The 17,404-nt window shown below is 62.4% G+C and carries 20 protein-coding genes and 1 pseudogene; 16 read left to right on the top strand and 5 right to left on the bottom strand.

What is annotated here, in order from left to right; translation table 11 throughout:
* Nucleotides 1-698: pseudogene (locus ACFE70_RS19015) on the bottom strand (arginine decarboxylase); the annotation flags it as partial.
* Nucleotides 699-942: 244 nt separating this feature from the next.
* On the opposite strand from ACFE70_RS19015, the gene ACFE70_RS19010 reads away from it, so the two are divergent.
* From ACFE70_RS19010 to ACFE70_RS18955, 12 genes are all read left to right on the top strand, one after another.
* Nucleotides 943-1,917 (top strand): arginase, encoded by a 975-nt coding sequence (locus tag ACFE70_RS19010; protein WP_375419368.1) that lies wholly within the window; start codon nucleotides 943-945, stop codon nucleotides 1,915-1,917.
* A 79-nt stretch (nucleotides 1,918-1,996) separates the two neighbouring features.
* Nucleotides 1,997-3,805: an arginine--tRNA ligase gene (gene argS / locus ACFE70_RS19005; protein ID WP_375419367.1), complete on the top strand. Its 1,809-nt coding sequence runs from the start codon at nucleotides 1,997-1,999 to the stop codon at nucleotides 3,803-3,805.
* 127 nt (nucleotides 3,806-3,932) lie between these two features.
* Nucleotides 3,933-4,514, top strand: a complete 582-nt coding sequence (locus ACFE70_RS19000) for a TIGR00730 family Rossman fold protein (RefSeq protein WP_375419366.1) — start codon at nucleotides 3,933-3,935, stop codon at nucleotides 4,512-4,514.
* An 82-nt stretch (nucleotides 4,515-4,596) separates the two neighbouring features.
* A complete protein-coding gene (locus ACFE70_RS18995) occupies nucleotides 4,597-5,199 on the top strand; it encodes a glutathione peroxidase (protein ID WP_375419365.1) in 603 nt (200 codons plus the stop codon).
* Nucleotides 5,200-5,616: 417 nt separating this feature from the next.
* Nucleotides 5,617-5,874 (top strand): hypothetical protein, encoded by a 258-nt coding sequence (locus ACFE70_RS18990; RefSeq protein WP_375419364.1) that lies wholly within the window; start codon nucleotides 5,617-5,619, stop codon nucleotides 5,872-5,874.
* 87 nt (nucleotides 5,875-5,961) lie between these two features.
* On the top strand, nucleotides 5,962-6,183 hold the full coding sequence (locus ACFE70_RS18985; RefSeq protein WP_375419363.1) for a hypothetical protein: 222 nt from the start codon (nucleotides 5,962-5,964) through the stop codon (nucleotides 6,181-6,183).
* A 282-nt stretch (nucleotides 6,184-6,465) separates the two neighbouring features.
* Nucleotides 6,466-6,696: a hypothetical protein gene (locus tag ACFE70_RS18980; protein ID WP_375419362.1), complete on the top strand. Its 231-nt coding sequence runs from the start codon at nucleotides 6,466-6,468 to the stop codon at nucleotides 6,694-6,696.
* 30 nt (nucleotides 6,697-6,726) lie between these two features.
* A complete protein-coding gene (locus ACFE70_RS18975; RefSeq protein ID WP_375419361.1) occupies nucleotides 6,727-7,113 on the top strand; it encodes a hypothetical protein in 387 nt (128 codons plus the stop codon).
* Between the two features lie 168 nt (nucleotides 7,114-7,281).
* The gene (locus tag ACFE70_RS18970) at nucleotides 7,282-7,668 is read left to right on the top strand and encodes a hypothetical protein (RefSeq protein WP_375419360.1); all 387 of its coding nucleotides are present in this window, start codon (nucleotides 7,282-7,284) and stop codon (nucleotides 7,666-7,668) included.
* Between the two features lie 77 nt (nucleotides 7,669-7,745).
* Entirely contained in the window at nucleotides 7,746-8,654 is a 909-nt protein-coding gene (locus ACFE70_RS18965; RefSeq protein ID WP_375419359.1) for a 1,4-dihydroxy-2-naphthoate polyprenyltransferase, read from the top strand.
* Between the two features lie 52 nt (nucleotides 8,655-8,706).
* Nucleotides 8,707-8,937 (top strand): hypothetical protein, encoded by a 231-nt coding sequence (locus ACFE70_RS18960; protein WP_375419358.1) that lies wholly within the window; start codon nucleotides 8,707-8,709, stop codon nucleotides 8,935-8,937.
* Nucleotides 8,938-9,091: 154 nt separating this feature from the next.
* The gene (locus ACFE70_RS18955; RefSeq protein WP_375419357.1) at nucleotides 9,092-9,205 is read left to right on the top strand and encodes a Txe/YoeB family addiction module toxin; all 114 of its coding nucleotides are present in this window, start codon (nucleotides 9,092-9,094) and stop codon (nucleotides 9,203-9,205) included.
* A gap of 129 nt (nucleotides 9,206-9,334) precedes the next feature.
* Here ACFE70_RS18955 and ACFE70_RS18950 read toward each other — a convergent pair whose 3' ends face one another.
* Entirely contained in the window at nucleotides 9,335-11,047 is a 1,713-nt protein-coding gene (locus tag ACFE70_RS18950; protein WP_375419356.1) for a DEAD/DEAH box helicase, read from the bottom strand.
* A gap of 314 nt (nucleotides 11,048-11,361) precedes the next feature.
* Nucleotides 11,362-12,408, bottom strand: coding sequence for a Gfo/Idh/MocA family oxidoreductase (locus ACFE70_RS18945; protein ID WP_375419355.1), 1,047 nt, complete (start codon nucleotides 12,406-12,408; stop codon nucleotides 11,362-11,364).
* 176 nt (nucleotides 12,409-12,584) lie between these two features.
* Here ACFE70_RS18945 and ACFE70_RS18940 point away from each other — a divergent pair, with 176 nt between their 5' ends.
* From ACFE70_RS18940 to ACFE70_RS18925, 4 genes are all read left to right on the top strand, one after another.
* Nucleotides 12,585-12,728, top strand: coding sequence for a hypothetical protein (locus tag ACFE70_RS18940; protein ID WP_375419354.1), 144 nt, complete (start codon nucleotides 12,585-12,587; stop codon nucleotides 12,726-12,728).
* Nucleotides 12,729-12,737: 9 nt separating this feature from the next.
* Nucleotides 12,738-13,346 carry a class I SAM-dependent methyltransferase gene (locus ACFE70_RS18935; protein WP_375419353.1) on the top strand — a complete coding sequence of 203 codons (609 nt, stop codon included), beginning with the start codon at nucleotides 12,738-12,740 and terminating at the stop codon, nucleotides 13,344-13,346.
* A 66-nt stretch (nucleotides 13,347-13,412) separates the two neighbouring features.
* Nucleotides 13,413-14,582, top strand: coding sequence for a CaiB/BaiF CoA transferase family protein (locus ACFE70_RS18930; RefSeq protein ID WP_375419352.1), 1,170 nt, complete (start codon nucleotides 13,413-13,415; stop codon nucleotides 14,580-14,582).
* Between the two features lie 73 nt (nucleotides 14,583-14,655).
* The gene (locus ACFE70_RS18925; RefSeq protein ID WP_375419351.1) at nucleotides 14,656-15,555 is read left to right on the top strand and encodes a hypothetical protein; all 900 of its coding nucleotides are present in this window, start codon (nucleotides 14,656-14,658) and stop codon (nucleotides 15,553-15,555) included.
* A 162-nt stretch (nucleotides 15,556-15,717) separates the two neighbouring features.
* Here ACFE70_RS18925 and trpS read toward each other — a convergent pair whose 3' ends face one another.
* Together trpS and ACFE70_RS18915 are read right to left on the bottom strand one after the other, a co-directional pair.
* Entirely contained in the window at nucleotides 15,718-16,698 is a 981-nt protein-coding gene (trpS, locus tag ACFE70_RS18920; RefSeq protein WP_375419350.1) for a tryptophan--tRNA ligase, read from the bottom strand.
* 15 nt (nucleotides 16,699-16,713) lie between these two features.
* Nucleotides 16,714-17,334 (bottom strand): hypothetical protein, encoded by a 621-nt coding sequence (locus ACFE70_RS18915; protein ID WP_375419349.1) that lies wholly within the window; start codon nucleotides 17,332-17,334, stop codon nucleotides 16,714-16,716.
* Nucleotides 17,335-17,404 lie beyond the last annotated feature (70 nt).

Genomic DNA, 17,404 nt, shown 5'->3' with positions numbered 1-17,404 from the left:
TAAGACGTATCCTTGATGCCGGTGTTGATGAAGTAGTGCAGCATGGTCAGCTCAAAGCGCGGGTCATTCTTGATGCGCTGCTCGTAAAGCGGCACCGCGTCGGCGTAGCGCACGCCCAGGCGTGAGGTGTAGAACTGAAACCGCGGCTCCTCATCAGAAGCCAGGCGCATTCCGAGCTGGCACTTTTCGGTGACATGCTCGGCATAATAGTCGATTTCGCCCAGGTTGTCGAGGATGGGCACGCAGTTGCGGAAGCCCTCGTTTATCAGGGCTGTGAGGTGGCGCTTGTAGCGCTCGCGCTTGAAGCCGTTGGCGACGATGTAGCTGTCTTTATCCAACTTGCCGCGGCTCACCAGCTCGCGCACGATGTGGATGTCGAAGCCCGATGAGGTTTCGATGTGAATATCGTTTTTCAGTGCTTCTTCCAGCACGAAGCTGAAATGCGACGACTTGGTGCAGTAGCAATACGTGTAGGAGCCGCGGTAGCCGGTCAGCTCAATGGCGTCGGCAAACCACTTTTTTGCCCGCTGAATCTGGGACGAAATCTTGGGTAAGTAGGTGAGCCGCAGCGGGGTGCCATGCTTTTCGATAATGCCCATCAGGTCAATATCGTGGAAGCGCAGCTCGTGGTTCTGGACCGTGAAGTCGGCCGTGGGGAAGTCGAAGGTTTGGGAAATCAGGTCGTGATACGTGTCCATCAGGTTTTGAAAGCGGCAAGGAAAATCCGACCTTTGGGGCCGGCGGTCAAAAGTACCGCGGGGGTAGGGAATGGTGGGCTGAACGTGAGTTCGGCACCAGTGCCCGCCCGCATCGAAATGGGAGTCAGCGACTTGGCTACGAGAGGAAATCTCTCCGCTCGCAAGGCAGCGCTCGAAGGTGGCCGCCGCGGCGGTATTCCTTGGAACGATGCGCTTTGAGTTAAGTCTGCTTATTGAATCTCCTATGAAACGAATTAAGCTAGTGGAAGTTCGCTCCGAGCTGGGCGCCGGCACGCGCGGGGCCAGCCTGGGCATCGACGCCTTGCGCGTAGCCTGCCTCAATAAGGGCTCCGACTACTTCCGGCGCTATAACGCCGTGACGGTGCCCGACCTCAACCACGTGCTTTTTGATAAGACGCCCTTTCCGCTGGCCCGGCACATCGACGCGATTCATACCGTGCAGAAAGGCGTCGCCAGCGCCGTCGAGCAGACCCTGCGCTTCGGCGAGTTTCCGCTGGTGCTGGCCGGCGACCACTCCAACGCCAACGCCACCATCGCCGGCATCAAGGCCACCTACCCCCACAAAACGCTCGGCGTGGTCTGGATTGACGCCCACGCCGACATCCATTCGCCCTACACCACGCCCAGCGGCAACGTGCACGGGATGCCGCTGGCCGCCGCGCTCGGCGAGGACAACCGGCCCTGCCAGCGCAACGCGCCCGACCCGGAAACCGAGTTTTTCTGGCGCCGCCTGCAAAATCTGGCCGAACCCGGCCCCAAGCTCCGGCCCGAACACCTGGTCTACGTGGCCGTGCGCGACACCGAAGCCGAGGAAGAAGCCGTGATTGAGCGCCTGGGCATCCGCTGGATTAAGCTGGCTGAGTTCCAGCAGAAAGGCTCGCGCCAGGTCGTGCGCGAGATTTATGAGCACCTGCGCTTCTGCGATTTGGTGTACGTTTCCTTCGATGTCGACAGCCTTGACTCCAACTTCAGCAAGGGCACCGGCACGCCAGTCGAGGCCGGACTTTATTTGTCCGAGGCCGAAAACCTCTGCCAGGATTTGTTGGAGAACGAGCGGGTCGTGTGCTTTGAGATGGTTGAAATCAACCCCACGCTCGACAGTGAAAACACGATGGCCAAGAATGCCTTTGGCATCCTGGAAAAAGCCACGGCCGCCATCGAGCGCCGCCTGCGGCTGGAGGAGGTGACTTCGCGCTAAGCGCAATCCCTACCCTCCCCTTATTTACTAGAGAGGGGGTAGGGAGTTACGGTTTGCGGCAGCCCGTACCTTTGCCCGCGTGCAACAGCTAGAACAATCCCTCAAAACCGCCCTGCAAACGGCCGCGAAAGCCGTTTTTAATGCCGAAATCTCGGCCGCCAGCCTCCCGCTCCAGCCCACGCGCAAGGAGTTTGCCGGCGCTTTCACGCTCGTCACGTTTCCGCTCACCAAGCAATTAGGCCAGGGCCCGGAGCAGATTGGCCAGGCGCTGGGCGAGTGGCTGGTGGCGAATGAGCCGCGCATCAGCGGCTTCAACGTGGTGAAGGGCTTTCTGAACCTGGAAGTGGCTGATAGCGAGTGGCTGGCGCTGTTTCAGCAGCTGCGGCAGCGGCCGGCAGCGGCGCCGGTTGCGGTAGGAGAGGGGGGTAGGGAAACGCCGCGCCGCGTGGTGGTCGAGTACTCATCGCCCAACACCAACAAGCCCCTGCACCTGGGGCATTTACGCAATAACTTCCTGGGCTACAGCGTGGCCGAGATTCTGAAAGCCACGGGTGCCGAGGTGGCCAAGGTCAATCTGGTCAATGACCGCGGCATCCACATCTGCAAGTCGATGCTGGCGTATCAGCGGTTCGGGCACGGCGAAACGCCCGAATCGGCCGGGATGAAGGGCGACCACCTGGCCGGCAAATACTATGTCTTGTTCGAGAAGCACTACCGCGAGGAAGTGCGGCAGCTCGAAGCCGAAGGCGTGGCGCCCGACATTGCCAAGCGCCAGGCGCCGCTGCTGGCCGAGGCCCAGGAAATGCTGCAACGCTGGGAAACTGGCGACGAGGAAGTGGTGAGCCTATGGCGCACCATGAACGGCTGGGTGTATCAGGGCTTCGAGGAAACGTACCAAACCATCGGCGTCGATTTCGATAAGTTCTACTACGAGTCTGATATTTATCTGCTCGGCAAGGAGCGGGTGGAGGAAGGCTTGCAAAAAGAGGTTTTCTACCAGAAAGAAGATAGCTCGGTCTGGGTAGATTTAACCGCCGACGGCCTGGACCAGAAGCTTCTTTTGCGCGCCGATGGCACGAGCGTTTACATCACCCAGGACCTGGGTACGGCTGAGCTGAAGTACCAGGACTACGGCTATGACGCTTCCATCTACGTCATCGCCGACGAGCAGAACTACCACATGCAGGTGCTGCAAGCCACGCTCAAAAAGCTGGGCAAGCCCTACGCCGACGGCATTCAGCACCTGAGCTACGGCATGGTCGATTTGCCCTCGGGCAAGATGAAATCGCGCGAGGGCACCGTAGTCGATGCCGACGAGCTGGTGCGCGACGTGGTGGCGGCGGCCAAAGCCGCGACCTTGGAAAAAGGCAAAACCGAAGGCCTCAGCGATGCCGAAAGCGAACAGCTCTACCACACGCTGGGCTTGGGCGCGCTCAAGTACTATTTGCTGAAAGTAGACCCCAAAAAGCGGATGCTCTTCAATCCCGAAGAATCGGTGAGCCTGGAGGGCGACACGGGGCCGTTTATTCAGTATTCACACGCCCGCATTGCCGCCATCCGCCGCAAGGCCGCCGAGCAGGGCCTAAGCGAAACCGCTGATTTTGAGCAGCTAACCACTCTGCACCCGGCCGAGCGCGAACTGGTGCAGGAGCTGGCCCGCTACGCCGGGGTAGTAACCGAAGCCGCCCGCACCTCGTCGCCGGCCGTGGTGACGCAGTATGCCTACGAGCTGGCCAAGGCCTACAACCGCTTCTACACCCAGGTGCCCATATTTGCCGAAACCGACGAGCTGCGGCGCGGCCTGCGCGTGGCCTTGTCGGCCCGGACCGGCGAGCAGCTCAAGGCCGCGCTGGGGTTGCTGGGCATTCAGGCGCCGGAGCGGATGTAACCAACGAGTATCCCGAAGCTGCGCTTCGGTCCGGACGACTTGCTAGAACAACTTGTTCAGATTTCGTCCGGGCCGAAGCACAGCTTCGGGGTACTCGTTCACGAAACCAAAACCTTCCTTCAAGCTTATGAACAGCGTCGCCGTGTACTGCGCCTCCAGCATCGGGGCCAATGACCGCTACCGCCAGCAGGCCGAGCTGATGGGCCAGACCCTAGCCGAAGCCGGCCTGACGCTGGTCTACGGCGGCGGGCGCGTGGGCCTGATGGGCGCCGTGGCCGACAGCGCCCTGCGCTACGGCGGGCGCGTCATCGGCGTGATTCCGAGTTTTCTGGTCGAGAAGGAAGTCGAGCACCGTGGCCTCACCGAGCTGCACGTGGTCGAGTCCATGCACGAGCGCAAGCTGCTGATGGCCGATTTGGCCGAGGGCTTCGTGGCGATGCCCGGCGGCTTCGGCACGCTCGAAGAGCTGTTTGAGGTGCTGACCTGGGGGCAGCTGGGCCTACACCAAAAGCCGATGGGCGTGCTCAACGTGGCCGGCTACTACGACCACCTGCTGCGCGCCCTCGACCACATGGCCGCCGAAGCCCTGCTGCGCCCCGAAAACCGCGCCCAGCTGCTCGAAGACACCACGCCGGCCGGTTTGCTGGCCCAAATGCGCGCCTACCGGCCGGTGCCAGTCGAGAAGTGGCTGACTCCGCCCACCACCTGATTCCTTACCCCCTGGCACTGCCCGAACCTTAGCCTACCCCGGCCGGTTACGGCCTCACGTTCACCTTCTCAATCCACACGTTATGAATCGCTTCACTACTGCCCTGTTGGCGCTGGCCGCCGCCGGTACGCTCACCGCCGCGCAGTCCTGCAACTTCTTCACCTCTTCCGCCTCCGCTGCCATGAACAACCCCGAAGCGCTGGCCAAAGCCGGCACCGTCTACGATTTTACCGTCAAGTCCATCGATGGCAAAGACATGAAGCTGAGCCAGTTCAAGGGCAAGAAGCTGCTCATTGTCAACACGGCGTCCGAGTGCGGCTTCACCCCGCAGTACAAGGAGCTGGAGCAGCTCTACAAAGCGCACGGCGACAAGGTGACCGTGCTGGGCTTCCCGGCCAACAACTTCGGTGGGCAGGAGCCGGGCACCGAGCAGCAGATTGCCGCCTTTTGCGAGAAAAACTACGGCGTCACGTTTCCGCTCTTCAGCAAGATTTCGGTGAAGGGCGACGATGCCGACCCGCTCTACAAGTTCCTCGCGGATAAGTCGCGCAACGGCGGCATCAGCGAGGCGCCGAGCTGGAATTTCTGCAAGTACCTGGTCGACGAGCAGGGCCACGTGGTGAAGTTCTACCCCTCCAAGGTGACGCCGATGAGCCCGGAGCTGCTGGCCGATATCAGCAAGTAGGCTGGCAGGCTGGCAGATGCGGCCTCCCATAATTGTGCCCCGCCCTGGTAGGGCGACCCCAGGCGGGAGCCGGGTCGCCCCACCAGGGCGGGGTTGTTTGGGGGAATGCCGAAGTGACGGGCAGCTCAGAGTAGATTGAGCGGTTATAGCAGCGTTAGATAAGCTGGCAGCTACCTCAGAGCAGTTATAAATTAAATAACTACAAGTAATTAATATTTAAATAAAATAATTTAATCGATTAAAAGCTCGCTCCGCGGATAAAGTATAAGATTAGGGCCGGGGCGGGTATTCGCCGACTAATAAGATGAAGAATGCACGAAATATCAGCACAAGCTCATCTTTTTAGTCGCCCCACTCTTTCCCAAATTCTATGCAAAGCCCCCACTTTTACTCTTTCCCACTACTTCTCCCAACCAGGTGCTCCGCCGCTTGTTCCACCTAGCGCTGCTCGCCGCCGTCAGCCTGGCGGGCCTGGTTTCCTGCGCTAAGCCCGAAGACGAGTCGCCGGTGCCGACCAGCACCGGCATCGCCGACCAGGAAGTCGCTGAGCCTGGCTTCAGCCCCACCGAGCGTAACCGGCTCGTACTGCCGGCCTCGGCGCCCGCCGAAGCAGCTACTTTTATCGACCCTACGGCCGTTATTACCGGCGCCGAAGCTATCCGGCTGGGCAAGTAGATTTACATCGGTCCGTTTGCCCGCCTGCTGGCCGGCAGCGATGACAAGAAAAGCAAAGACAAGATAAACAACCTGGAAGTCCTGCCCGTGCAATTTGCCAGCCTGGGCGGCAAGCGCGCGGAGGAAGTCAAAATCATTATTGGCGCCGAAACCAACGTGCAGGACAGCGTCACCGTCATCGCCGAGGCCAAGCGCAGCGGGGCGGACCGCCAGAAGGTGCAGGCCCTGGCGCATAGGCCACAACTGCTGTCCTATCACGCCGGCTGGCGGACCGCCAGAAGGTGCAGGCCCTGGGCATTGAAGGTGTAGAAATCGGCGAGCGAGTCATTCTGGCTCACGGCTCGACGGTGAAAGGCCCGGCCCGGATTGGCCTGGAGGGCGCCGACATTACGGCTGACCCCGACGCGGACCAGGAGGTGTTTCTGAGCTTTGGCTGCGAGGTCGACGGCGCGATTCTGGAGAAGAATACCGGCGTGTCGGCCCTGGCCCGGGTCGGGCCGGGCGTGCGCCTGCGCAGCGGCTTTATCGTGCTGCCGGGCAAGAACGTGACCACCCAGGCCGAGGCCGACAACCCGGCGGGCGCTGGGCAAGGTGCGGCTGCTGGTGGAGGCCAACGTGCTCTTCAACGAGGGCGTGCTGGAAGTCAACGTGGCCTTTGCCCGCGAGTGCACCCGTCTGTTTCGCGAGAACTCGTCGTTTGTGCGCGGCATCAACTTCGACCCCGGCAACACCGACTTCCACCCCGACCGGAACCTGCCCACGCTGGCCAGCAAGCCTACTCGCATCCCCGGCTTCCGCAACCGCATCATCGACGACGTGTAACTCGAAAACACCCTGCCCGAGCTGCTGCGGGTGCTGGGCAACGAAATTTCGCTGCGCGCCGACGAGGGCGAGCCGTTCGTGATTGGCCGCATTGCCTGCATGGACGATAACGTCACGTTCCACGCCCTGGAAGGAACTCCCATCGTGGCCGGCGACAACATTCGCTACGGCGAGCGGTCCATCGTGCACGGCGGCGGCCGGCGCCCCCTGTCGGGTGGCGGCGACAACGAGCCGACCATTCTCGAAAATGATGTGCAGCTTAAGCGTCAGGCCGTGGTGTTCCGCGCCCTGTTTGGGTGCGGCGCCGTTACCGGCGAAAAGAGCGCGGTCGTCAACTGCGACATCGCGCCCGGCACCGTGATTCCGGCCCGTAAAATCTTCGTCAACAATGCCTTTTTCGGCAACGTCGAGTGGTAGAAATAAGCGCAGGGCGGGCCCGCCCGTGGGCTGCCGCTTTTGAGAAAGTCTGGTTCCCGGTCGGGAGCCAGACTTTTTTGGGTTTATTACTCGTGGCCGCGATCCTGCTGGCCGGCTGCCGCGAAAAGGAGGCTCCGGCGGCGGCCAGCTCCGCCCGCCTACCCCCCCGTGACGGGGCTGCGCACTTCCTTGATGGACGCCGTGGCCCAGCTGCCAGACGGGCAGATTGCCTGGGCCACGCACTGGCAGCTGTGCTGGCAGCCCTACAGCGGCGCCCAGACCTACGAGCTGCAAGTCACCACCGACGAGGGCACTTCGCCCAAGCTGCGCCGCCGGATGGCTCCCTGCTACCGCCTGCAGGTGGCGGCCGGCCAGAACGCCCAAAGCCAGGGCCTACGTAACCGCCAGCAGCTGCTGGCGGTTGCGCAGGCCGGCAGCTCTCGTTCAAGGTGCGGGCCGTGCTGGGGCCGGGGGCGTTCAGCGAGTGGTCGGCGCCGCGCCTGCTACTGGTCGAGGCCGAAGAGTCGGCCGGTCGGTAGAGTCCGAGACTGTTAGCGCCCGCGGCCGGGCCAAAACGTGGCGTCGGGCGCGCCGGCCGTACTTTTACCAGACTTCTCACCTAGCTTCTGGCCATGTCGCCCTGGATTTCCGCCTTCCGCCCCCGCACGCTGCCCCTGGCGCTGGCCAGCATCCTCACCGGCGGTTTTTTGGCGGCGGCCCAGCATCAGTTCAAAGGCGCGGTAGTGGCGCTGGCGGCCCTCACGACCATTCTGCTGCAAATCCTGAGCAACCTGGCCAACGACTACGGCGACTCGCAAAACGGCGCCGACAGCGTGCACCGCCAAGGCCCGGTGCGCGCCGTGCAGAGCGGGGCCATCAGCCCGGCGCAGATGAAGCGCGGGATGCTGATTTGTGGCCTGCTGGCCTTGGTTAGTGGGCTGGCGCTGCTCTGGGTGGCCTTTGGTCAAACCCTGGGTGCGGCCGGGCTGGGCTGGTTTCTGGGCTTTTTGGCCCTGGGCTTGGCCGCTATCTGGGCGGCGGTGAACTACACGGCTGGCGCTAATCCCTACGGCTATGCCGGCTTTGGCGACCTGTCAGTGTTCACCTTCTTCGGGTTGGTGGGGGTAGGGGGCACGTACTTTCTGCAAACCCATTCCCTACCCCCCGCCGTGCTGCTGCCGGCTGCCGCGCTGGGCTGCTTCGCCACGGCAGTTCTCAACGTGAACAACATCCGGGATATCAAGTCCGACGTGCTGGCCGGCAAAATTACGATTCCGGTGCGCCTGGGGCCGGCCCACGCCCGGCGCTACCACTGGCTGCTCTTGCTGCTGGGGTTAGGATGTGCCACTGTGTTCGTGGCCCTTACCTATCATTCGCCCTGGCAGTGGCTGTTTGCGCTGGGCGCGCCGCTGTTTCTCTTCAATGCCGTGCAGGTCTGGCAGCGGCAGGAGTCCATGCAACTCGACCCCTTGCTCCGGCAAATGGCCCTGAGCACGCTCGTGTTCACGGTGCTGTTCGGGGTAGGGCAGGTGCTGGGGTAGTTACGAGAGAGACAGCGTTTGTTTCTCGTAAGAAAGAGCTATTTTTAATCTCATGGAAACGACCTTTCACCTTAATGCCAACGACTTAGATGCCAACTTTCTGAAGGCATTGAAAAGGTTATTCAGTGGCAAAAATATTGTCATCAACGTGGCCGCCGAAGCAGATACGACCGACTATTTATTGGATAACGCGGAGCGCAAAGCCACGCTGTTCAAATCCGTTCAGGAAGCGGAGAGTGGTCAGCTTATTTCCGTAGACTTGAACGACTACCGGCCGCAGTGAGGAATTTGCAATTCACGCCCACGGCGTTTGGGCAATTCACGGAGTGGGCCACGGTCGATAAAAAGCTATTCCAACGGCTTGTGCGCCTGCTGGATGAAGCCTGCTGGATGAAATTTGCCGCACGCCGTTTGCCGGCATTGGCAAACCGGAGCTATTGAAAGGTGACTTAGCGGGCTTCTGGTCGCGCCGCATAAATGATGAGCACCGGCTGATTTATAAAGTCACCAAGGAAACCATTATTGTAATCGCCTGCCGCGACCATTATTAGTCGGCATCAGCTGGGGGTAGTCCGCCTATAGAAAAGCCTTGCAGCTTCGCGGATAACCGCGGAGTTGCAAGGCTTTTCTACGTCGAAAAACTAACGCTAAGCCGCGCCTACGGCTATTATCGCTTTGCGCTACTCCGTCACAGCCGGCGTCTCGCTGGCGGCACCGGCGCCCTCCGGTTTGGGGCCGCGCTTGCGGTTGCGGCCGCCCCGGCTGCGGCGCCGCTCCCCCTCGGGGCGTGGCTCCCGGTTGGCGTCGTCTTGCGGCGCGCCGTTGGCTTGCGGCTCATGAGGCGGGCGAGCTTCGCTGCCTTCGGGGCGCGGAGCGCGGGGCTCGCGCGCAGGCCGGGCTTGGCGGGCGCCGTCGTTCGGTTCGCCTTCCGGGCGGGGTTCGCGGGGCGGGCGCTGGTAGGGCACGGCCGGCACCTGCCCGGCGTCGAGGGCAGCCAGGTTGGCGGCGGCGCGGGCCATCCGCTCCTGATGCTGGGGGTCTTTGGGGTCGGGCGCGTCGCGGCGGGCCGGCCGGCCGCCGTCGCGGGCGCTGCCACTGCCTTCGCCGCGCGGGCCGCGGCCACCTTCGCGGGAACCTCCGCCGCTGCGACCTCCGCCGCTGCGACCTCCGCCATCCCTACCCCCCTGCCCGCCGCGAGCCGGCCGACCCCCGATTTTGCCGCCCAGGCCGGCGAAGCGCTTAGGGTCAAACTCCGGCGCCGGGCCCAGGCCCAGCTCCTCGGTGATGCTTTTCTTTTCTAACTCTCTTTCAATCAGCTTCTCAATCTTCACCACCCGGTCCTGGTCCTGGTCCGAGATAAAGGTGATGGCCGTGCCTTTCGTGGCGGCGCGGGCCGTGCGGCCGATGCGGTGCACGTAGTCCTCGGCGGCGCGCGGAATGTCGTAGTTCACCACGTGGCTCAAAGAGTCAATGTCGATGCCGCGGCTGAGCACGTCGGTGGCGACCAGAATCGGGAATTTCTTGTTCTTGAAGTCTCGCATAATCTGCTCCCGCTCCTCCTGCGTGCGGTCGGAGCTGATGCCCTGCGCCGCGTAGCCCAGCTTGCTGATGGCCCGCACAATGCCGCCCACGGCCGCTTTCTGGCTCGTGAACAAGACCATGCTCTGCACGTCCTGCGTCTTAATGATGTGCTCCAGGACGTAGATTTTCTGGCGGTCGAACGCCATGTACAGCTGCTGGTCGATGCCGGCGGCGGGCTTGCTCACGGCCAGCCGGATTTCCTCCGGGTCGCGCAGAATCTGCTGGGCAAAGTCGCGGATTTTGCTCGGCATGGTGGCCGAAAACAAGAGCGTCTGCCGGTCGGTGGGCAGCTGGCGCACGATGCCCAGAATATCGTCCGAAAAGCCCATATCGAGCATCTTATCGGCCTCATCGAGCACCAGGTACTTGATTTGGTCGAACTTGACGTAGCCCATCTGCAAGTGGGCAATCAGGCGGCCGGGCGTGGCAATGATAATGTCGGCTCCCGACGTGAGGGCGCGTTTCTGCTGCTCCCAGTTCTCGGACTTGCCGCCCCCATAAATAGCAATCGAGCTGGCCTCGACGTAGTAGCCGAAGCCCATCACCTGCTCGTCAATCTGGGTGGCCAGCTCGCGCGTGGGCACCAGCACCAGCGTGGTGGTGTGGCCGTGCTTGGCGTGCGAGATTTTGTCGAGCAGCGGCAGCAGGTAGGCGGCGGTTTTGCCGGTGCCGGTCTGGGCGCAGGCAATCAGGTCTTTGCCGTCGATGATTTTGGGGATGGCCTGCTCCTGCACGGGCGTGGCCTGCTGGTAGTTCATGGCGTCGACGCCGGCCAGCAGGTCGTCGTGGAGCTTAAATTCGTGAAAAGTCAAAGGACAGCGAGGATAAAAGGATAATGATGGCCGACCTTGATTCCCCGGTCAGCAAACCGCTTGATTTACACGTAAAGATACGGCCGTCGACGTCTTCGGCTTAAGGTGGAATGAGGAATTGGCGGTGAGCCCCAGCAGGGCAGCCCAGCGGTAGAAACCGGGGGTAGGAGAATGGGAAAGCCCCAGTGGGGCGACCCAGCTTGCCTGCGCCGAGTGCGCAACCGGTTGGGTCGCCCCACTGGGGCTTTGATGACGCAAGGGGGGGTAGGGCTTGCTACCGCTGGGCCGCCCCGCTGGGGCTCACCGCCAATTCCTCATTCCCCATTCCCCGTTCCCACCTGCTCCGGCGCCAGCTCCAGCAGTTCGCTTTGCCAGAGCACGTCGTCGGCCGAGACGGGGTAGGGCTGGCCGTAGCGCAGGCTCTGGTACACATCCTCGAAAAGCATGAGGTAGTTGGAGCGGTCGGCGGGCTCCTGGGTGGTTTGGAGCTGGCCCCGCTCGTCGGCCCAGGTGAGGCGGCCGGCACTGCTGGGCAGGGGCGCATTAAAGCCAGGGTCGGCCGGCGAGCGGCCGGCCAGCAGCTGAGCCTCCTGCCCATCGGCGCGCGGCTGCTGATACGAGCCCAGGGTGCCGTGCAGCATGTATGCCGGCTGCGCATCGGCGATGAGCAGGCCGCCGGCCACGCGCACGTGCAGCCCGTCGGGGTAGGTCAGGTCGAAGCTGAAATAATCATCCACCAGCGTGCCTTTGCGGTAGCAGCCCAGGGTTTTGCGGGCCCGCGCGGGCCGGCCCCAGAGGCTGATAACCTGGTCGAGCACGTGGGGGCCCAGGTCGTGGAGCAGGCCCGCGCCGGGACCGGGCGTCTCCTTGAATTTCTTCGGGCTCAGGGCCGGCTTGTAGCGGTCGAAGCGAAACGTGGCCTCGAACACCCGGCCCAGCCGGCCGCTGGCCAGCACCCGGCGCACGGCCAGAAAATCGGCGTCGTAGCGGCGGTTTTGGTAGGCAAACACCTGGCGGCCAACTTCCTGACCCAGCGCCCAGAGGGCGCGGGCCTCGGCGGTGGTCAGGGCCACGGGCTTCTCAATCAGCACGTGCTTGCCGGCGCGCAGGGCCTGGCTGGCCAGCTCGAAGTGGGTGGCCGTGGGCGTATTGACCACGACCAGCTCCAGGGCCGGGTCGGCCAGCAGGGCCTCCACGCTGGGGTGGCTGGCCACGCCGGGGTAGCGCTGGGCGGCTTCGGGGTTGTGGCGCTCGACGACGGCTCGCAGCCGAAAACCAGGGTGCGCCGCCAGAAACGGCGCGTGGAAGAGGCGGCCCGACATGCCGTAAGCCAGCAGGCCGGTTTCGATAAGGTGAGTCACGAGACGAAGGAGCGGCAGCCGGCGTGGTGCCTTGGTGGGAGGTAAAGATGAATAGTAAATTTTCAACATGGAAATGCCATAGCCCTGAAACAGTAATAGTTAAACTTATTATTGGCTCGGTGCCACGCCTCGCCTACCCCCTCTGTTAACTTTAGCGGCCGGCACTACCTTGCGCCATGCCCCCGCTCGACCGTTTCTCGGCCCAGGCCGCCGCCTACGCCCGCTACCGCATCGACTACCCGCCCGCGCTCTACGCCTGGCTGCTGCCGCTGGTGCCGGGCCGGCAGCGCGCCTGGGACTGCGCCACCGGCAACGGCTAGGTGGCGGCCATGCTGGCCGGCCACTTCCAGGAAGTAGAAGCCACGGATATGAGCGCCCGCCAGCTGGCTCACGCCCCCGCGCTGCCCAACGTGCGCTATCAGGTCGCGCCGGCCGAGCAGACGCCCTTTCCCGCCCGGCACTTCGACCTGATAACGGTGGCGCAGGCCGTGCACTGGCTGGCCCCGGCGGCCTACCACCGCGAGGTGCGCCGCGTGGCCCGGCCCGGCGCCGGGCTGGCCGAGTGGGGCTACGGCCTGGTGCAGGTCAGCCCCGAAATTGACTTGCTGGTGGGCGGGTTTTACCGCCACACGATGCGCCCATATTGGGACGCCAACCGCTGGCACATCGACGATGAATACGCCCGGATTCCGTTTCCTTTTGCCCGGGTGCGGCGTGCGCACTTCGCGGTGCGGCGGCAGTGGTCGGCAGCTTGGTTTCTGGACTACTTGCGCACTTGGTCGAGCGTGCAGAACTACCAGCGCCAGCACGGCGGCCAGGATCCGGTGGCCGCGCTGGCCGCCGCTTTGGCGGCGCAGTGGGGGGTAGGGGAGCGGGAAGTGACGTTTCCCATTTTTGCGCGGGCGGGCAAGGTGCACCCGGAAGCCGACATCAGCTAAAGCCAAGGCTCCGTGCGGGGTCAAACAAGCAGCTAACAAGGCGTAAAAAGGCGTAATCTTTGGCTTATGACCGGAGTTGAAAACCAACCATTGCCCTTCGCCGGCCTGCGCGTGCTGGAGCTGGCCGCCGTGCTGGCCGGCCCGCAGGTGGGCCAGTTTTTCGCCGAGCTGGGCGCCGAGGTCCTCAAGATTGAGTTGCCCGGCGGCGACGTGACCCGCAGCTGGCGCACCGCCGCCGAAGCCGCCGCGCCGGCCCCGGCCGGCACGCCCGCGGCTAGTATTTCGGCGTATTTCGCGGCTGCCAACTGGGGCAAAACCACCCGCGTGCTCGACCTGACTACCCCAGCCGCGCAAGCCGAGGTGCGCCGCCTGGCCGCCCAAGCCGACCTCGTGCTGACGTCCTACAAGCCCGGCGACGCCGAAAAGCTGGCCGTAGACTACGCCACGCTCGCGGCCGGCAACCCGCGCCTGATTTATGGTCAGCTCACCGGCTACGGCCCCACCGAAGCCCGCGCCGGCTACGACGCCGTGCTCCAGGCCGAAACCGGCTTCATGCACCTCAATGCGCCCGGCCCCGACGCGCCCGCCCAGAAAATGCCCGTTGCCCTGCTGGATTTGCTGGCCGCTCACCAGCTCAAGCAGGGCCTGCTCACGGCCCTGTATCAGCGCGAGCGTACCGGGCGCGGCACCTTGGTGCAAGTCAGCTTGCACGAAAGCGCGCTGGCCAGCCTAGCCAATCAGGCAGCCACGTTCCTCGTCACGGGCCACGACCCGGCGCCGCTGGGCTCGGGCCACCCCGGCATCGTGCCCTACGGCACCGTTTACCGTGCCGCCGACGGCCAGCGCCTGGTGCTGGCCGTCGGCACCGACGGGCAGTTCCGGCAGTTGTGCGCCGTGCTTCAGCGCCCGCACTGGGCCCAGGAGCCGCGCTTTGCCACCAATACCGCCCGCGTGGCGCACCGCGCCGCCCTCGAAGAGTTGCTGCGCGAGCGCATCCAGGAGCTGAGCGGCGCCGGCCTGCTGCACGAGCTGGCCCGGCTGGCGGTGCCGGCCGGCGCCGTGCGCACGGTGGGCGAGGCCCTGACCCAGGCCTCGGCCCAGGCTATGCTGCTGCCGCCCGCGGCCGGTTTTCCGTATGCCGGGCTGCGCACGGTGGCCTTCCGGGCGGCGGGTTGGGGCGTGGCGGGGGCACTTTCCGGTCCGCCGCCGCTGCCCTCGCCCGACCCTGGGCGCTAGCTCCGCCGTATGCGCGGGGCGGTCCGCGCCAGCCCGGCCGCCTGGTTTTCTCCTCTCTTTGCCGCTGCCCTTTATGGCCAAAACCCCCCGCCGCCCACCCGCCACCGCCCCGGCCGAATCGCCGGAGCTGCCGCTGGAAACTTCCCTACCCCCCTCGGCGCCGGCCACCCCGCCGCTGCCCGACCAGGCCGAAGTTTCTCTACCCCCCCCGGCGGAGGCCACGCCCGCCGCCCCCACCGGCGCCACCGCCACCGACAATGAGCCTACCGCCGAAGCCGGCTCGCCCACCGCCGCGCCCGCCGACCGCCTCAACCTGATTTTCGACGGCCTCCAGCAAAAATCCACCGCCAAGCAAGCCATCTTCCGCAACACCCAGGCTGCCTTTGATACGCTGCGGCTGGTCTCGCAGGAGTTGGTCGTGGAGCTAAGCCGCAAGCTCAACCCGCTCGATGCCAGCGTCGTGCTGGAGTACCGCCCCATCAACGAGATGGAGTTTCACATCCGGTTTTCCGGCGATTTGCTGGTTTTTGTGATGCACTCCAACATCATCACCTTTCCCGACGACTACGGCCCCATGCCCAGCCGCTACGTCGAAGAAGATTTCCGGCGCCGCTTTTTCGGCCACATCATGGCCTATAATTTCATGGCCGACAGCGTTAAATACCAGCGCCTGAATGACCCCGGCTATTTAGTGGGCCGCTTGCTGGTTAATATTGAAAGTCATTATTACCTCGAAGGCGTGCAGCAATTAGAATTGCCCACCAACGACATGTCGGATAACCTGCTCACGCCCGACATGATGCGCCTGTTCGTGGAAAGCGCCATGATTGCCGCCGTCAATAATGACTTGGTGGCCCCGCCGTTGCCGGAAATTCAGAAAATTACGGTCAAGCAAAAGCTGGAAAATCAACAGGTTAGCCGCGGCAGCAAAGTCGGGTTCAGCTTCTCCAATCGCCAGCAGCTGCCGGAATAAAAATAGAAGAGGCGGTCATGCTTTATCTGGCGTCCGCTTGTCGAAGCATCTCGCGTGCTGACTAACCCAATCGTTGTCATTGCTTGATTACTACCCCGAGCGAGATGCTTCGACAAGCGGACGCCAGATAAAGCATGACCGCCTTTTTATTTAAATGCTATTTCACACTCGCCGGCCGTAGCCCACTCTCTCGCGCACCCGTGCCAGCACCTCGCTGCCGTAAGCCTGCGCCCGCCGGGCACCCTCGGCGAGGCGGGCATCTACTTCGGGCAGGTTGCGCATGTAGAAGTTGAACTGCTGCCGCTCGGTGGCGAAATGGTCCATAATCAGCTCGTAGAGGGCTTTTTTGGCGTGGCCGTAGCCGTAGCCGCCAGCCTCATAGCGGGCGCGCATCTCGGCGGTCTGCCCGGCTGTTGCCAGCAGGGAATAGAGCTTGAACGTTGTGTCGGTATCCGGGTTTTTGGGGTCGGCCAGGTCGGTGCTGTCGCTGATAATTAATTTAATGGCTTTCAGCAATTCTTTTTCATCGGCGAAAATATCAATAATATTGTCGTAGCTCTTGCTCATTTTCAGGCCATCAGTGCCCGGAATAGTCATTAATTCGGCATCGACGCGCGCTTGCGGCAACACAAAGGTTTCTCCGTACCGATTATTAAAGGCCGTAGCAATATCGCGGGTAATTTCCAGGTGCTGAATCTGGTCTCTGCCCACCGGCACGACCTCGGCGTCGTACAATAAAATGTCGGCCGCCATCAGCACCGGATACGTGAACAGGCCCGCATTCACATCCGATAATTTGTCCGACTTGTCCTTGAAGGAGTGCGCATTCGCCAGCATGGGGTAGGGCGTGAAGCACGACAGGTACCAGGTCAGCTCCGTCACCTGCGGCACGTCCGACTGCCGGTAGAATAGGTTTTTCTCGGTGTCGAAGCCGCAAGCCAGCCAAGCAGCAGCCACGGCATACGTGTTCTGGCGCAGCAATTCCGCGTCGCGCACGGTGGTGAGCGAGTGCAAATCGGCAATAAAATACAGCGAGTCATTCGCCGTATTTTTTGATAACTCGATGGCGGGCAGAATAGCACCGAGCAGATTGCCGAGGTGGGGGCGGCCTGTGCTTTGAATACCGGTGAGAATGCGGGGCATAAGTAGCAAAAATTGTTAGCGATTCCAATAAGTAGGCAGTGTGGGCATTGGCTGCCCGGTGTTAAGAGCTCGTACAACGAGCGGCATATCATTAAAGCACATGCGCTTCTCCTCCAGTAGTTTAATCATGTCCGGCCGCTCCTGTAGGTGGGGTGATAATGCTGCCCGAAAAGTTTTATTATCTAATGAACCGTGATTTGGAATTGGAAACATTCTAAATTCCTTTTGTAATAGATAAAGATGCTTTATCTGCTTATCTGATGCCCCAAAAGAGGTAAGGCCAGCATAAACATCATACTCGTAGAATAAAAGACCTACGCGGCCACTGTCAACTTGCGCGACAAAAGCCCGCTCCACATAAGAATTCCTCAAGCCGCTTCCTACCGCGAACCTGCCAACAGCAATGTATTTCTGCGGCCCAATGCGGAAAGAAGAAACTTCACTGACGGTAAGTTTACGTCTGTTTCCGTTCGCATCTTTCACCATGAATTCATCACCGCCTTGAAACTTAAGGCTGCTCTGATGACGAACAGTAGGGCTATTATGCAACACATAGGAACCCGGCTCAAACGAGTTAAACTGCGCCAGCAACACCTGCGGCAGCAACCAGCCGATTACAATAAAAATAAGACGCATGAAATAAGGAGTAGAAGGCGGTGGTCTAAACAAGGGTGAGGTTGTAATTATCAATTACGATTTTAATACG

The sequence above is a fragment of the uncultured Hymenobacter sp. genome (assembly GCF_964243305.1).
Taxonomy (GTDB): domain Bacteria; phylum Bacteroidota; class Bacteroidia; order Cytophagales; family Hymenobacteraceae; genus Hymenobacter.
This window is presented reverse-complemented; position numbering and strand designations above follow the sequence as displayed.